General features: G+C 63.1%; 2 pseudogenes. Both read left to right on the forward strand.

Annotation, left to right across the window (positions count from 1 at the left end):
• Positions 1 to 12: 12 nt before the first annotated feature.
• Positions 13 to 663, forward strand: a pseudogene (locus J1M36_RS06295) (pyruvate dehydrogenase (acetyl-transferring), homodimeric type); the annotation flags it as partial.
• Positions 664 to 670: 7 nt separating this feature from the next.
• Positions 671 to 2,854: pseudogene (gene aceE / locus J1M36_RS06300) on the forward strand (pyruvate dehydrogenase (acetyl-transferring), homodimeric type); the annotation flags it as partial.
• Positions 2,855 to 2,883 lie beyond the last annotated feature (29 nt).

The following is a 2,883-nucleotide window of genomic DNA, read 5'->3' on the forward strand; positions in this document are numbered from 1 at the left end:
AGCAATCACCACATTTTGAGTGGGTTGACGAATAATCTTCAGGACGCTGATGTTCAGGAGACGCAGGAGTGGATCGAGTCGTTTGACGCGTTGATCCAGGCGCAGGGTACCGCGCGGGCGCAGTACGTGATGCGGGCGTTGTTGCAGCACGCGGGCACGCATTCGGTGGGTGTGCCGATGGTGACGACGTCGGATTATGTGAACACGATCCCGGTGGATCAAGAACCCGAGTTCCCCGGTGATGAGGAGATCGAGCGCCGTTACCGGGCTTTCCTGCGCTGGAACGCGGCGGTGATGGTCCACCGCGCTCAACGCCCGGAAGTCTCCGTTGGCGGGCATATCTCCTCTTACGCGGGGGTGGCGACGTTGTATGAGGTGGGGTTGAACCACTTCTTCCGCGGACCTGGTCATCCCGGGGGCGGGGATCAGGTGTTCTTCCAGGGTCATTCCTCCCCCGGTAACTACGCCCGCGCTTACCTCGAGGGCCGGCTCACGGAGGAGCAGTTGGATGGGTTCCGGCAGGAGAAGACCCACGCCCCCAACGGGTTGCCCTCGTACCCGCATCCGCGGTGTTTACCGGATTTCTGGCAGTTCCCCACCGTGTCGATGGGGATCGGGCCGATGAACGCGATCTACCAGGCCCAGTTCAACCGGTACCTGCACCCCCAACGGGTTGCCCTCGTACCCGCATCCGCGGTGTTTACCGGATTTCTGGCAGTTCCCCACCGTGTCGATGGGGATCGGGCCGATGAACGCGATCTACCAGGCCCAGTTCAACCGGTACCTGCACAACCGCGGTATCAAGGACACCTCCGACCAGCACGTGTGGGCGTTTTTGGGGGACGGGGAGATGGATGAACCCGAATCCCGTGGTGTGCTGCAGTTAGCGGCGAATGAGAAGTTGGACAACCTCACCTTCGTGATCAACTGCAATCTGCAACGCTTGGATGGTCCGGTACGCGGGAACGGGAAGATCATCCAGGAGCTGGAAGCGTTCTTCCGCGGTGCGGGGTGGAATGTGATCAAGGTCGTGTGGGGCCGGGAATGGGACGCCCTACTGGAGGCGGATCACACCGGGGAGTTGGTGCGGATCATGAACGAGACCCTGGACGGGGACTACCAGACCTTCAAAGCCGAATCCGGTGGGTTCGTCCGTGACCACTTCTTCGCCCGCTCCGCAGCCACCAAAGAGCTGGTGGCCGATTACACGGATGAGCAGATCTGGAACCTCAAGCGCGGCGCCCATGACTACCGCAAGGTGTACGCGGCGTACAAGGCGGCGGTGGAACACACCGGCCAGCCCACGGTGATCCTGGCCCAAGGCGTCAAGGGCTACGGGTTGGGTCCGCACTTCGAGGCCCGTAACGCCACCCACCAGATGAAAAAACTCACCCTCGAAGACCTCAAGGCCTTCCGGGATCACTTACGGATCCCGATCAGTGATGAGCAACTGGACTCGGATCTCTACAACGCCCCCTACTACCACCCCGGACCCGACTCCCCCGAAATCAAGTATTTGTTGGAGCGCCGTCAGGAGTTGGGGGGGTTCCTCCCGGATCGCCCCCACACCCAGCAGGCGATCACCTTGCCCTCGGACAAAGCCTTCGCGTCGGGGAAGAAGGGTTCGGGCAAACAACTGGCGGCCACGACCATGGCGTTCGTGCGGATCCTCAAAGACCTGATGCGGGAGAAGGACTTCGGGCACCGCATCGTACCCATCGTCCCGGACGAGGCCAGGACGTTTGGGATGGACTCCTTCTTCCCGACCGCGAAGATCTATAACCCCAACGGGCAGAACTACCTCTCCGTGGACCGCGAACTGATGCTCGCGTACAAGGAATCCGCCCAGGGTGTGATCCTGCACCCGGGGATCAACGAGGCCGGGGCCACCGCTGCGTTCACCGCCGCGGGCACCTCCTACGCCACCCACGGTGAAACCATGATCCCGGTGTACATCTTCTACTCCATGTTCGGGTTCCAACGCACCGGGGATGAGTTCTGGGCAGCAGCCGATCAAATGGCCCGCGGGTTCGTGATCGGCGCCACCGCCGGGCGTACCACCCTGACCGGTGAGGGCCTGCAACACGCTGACGGGCACTCCCCGATCCTGGCTTCGACCAACCCCGCGGTGATCCACTACGACCCCGCCTACGGGTACGAGATCGCCCACATCGTCAAACGCGGAATCGAACACATGTACGGGCAGGCGGATGAGGATCACAACGTGATGTACTACCTCACCGTCTACAACGAACCCATCCACCAACCCGCCGAACCCGAAGACGTCGATGTGGACGGGATCCTCAACGGCATCTACCTGCTCAAACCCGCCACCAACGAAGGCCCGCGCGCCCAGTTGCTGGCCTCCGGGGTCGGGGTGCCCTGGGCGTTAGAAGCCCAACGGATCCTCGCCGAGGAATGGTCGGTCTCCGCCGACGTGTGGTCGGTGACCTCGTGGACGAACCTACGCCGGGATGCTCACGCCGCCGAACACGAGGCGTTCCTCAACCCCGGTGAAGGAGCCCGCACCCCCTACATCGCCCAAGCACTAGCAGGGGCAACGGGACCGGTGATCGCTACCAGTGATTACACCTCGGCCCTGCCGGACTCCGTGCGTCAGTACGTACCCAACGACTGGGCCTCGTTGGGCGCTGACGGGTTCGGGTTCGCTGACACCCGCGCCGGAGCACGCCGGTACTTCACCATCGATGCGCACTCAATGGTCGTACGCACCCTGGAAATGCTGGCCAAACGCGGAGAGATCGACTGGTCCGCCCCCGCAGAAGCCATCACCCGCTACGACCTCACCAACCCCGCCGCCGGCACCTCCGGCAACGCAGGAGGCGACGCCTAACCACCACCCCACCCAGGCGCCCCCACACC

It is taken from the genome of Kocuria sp. KRD140, from assembly GCF_017168375.1.
Taxonomy (GTDB): Bacteria; Actinomycetota; Actinomycetes; order Actinomycetales; family Micrococcaceae; genus Kocuria; species Kocuria marina.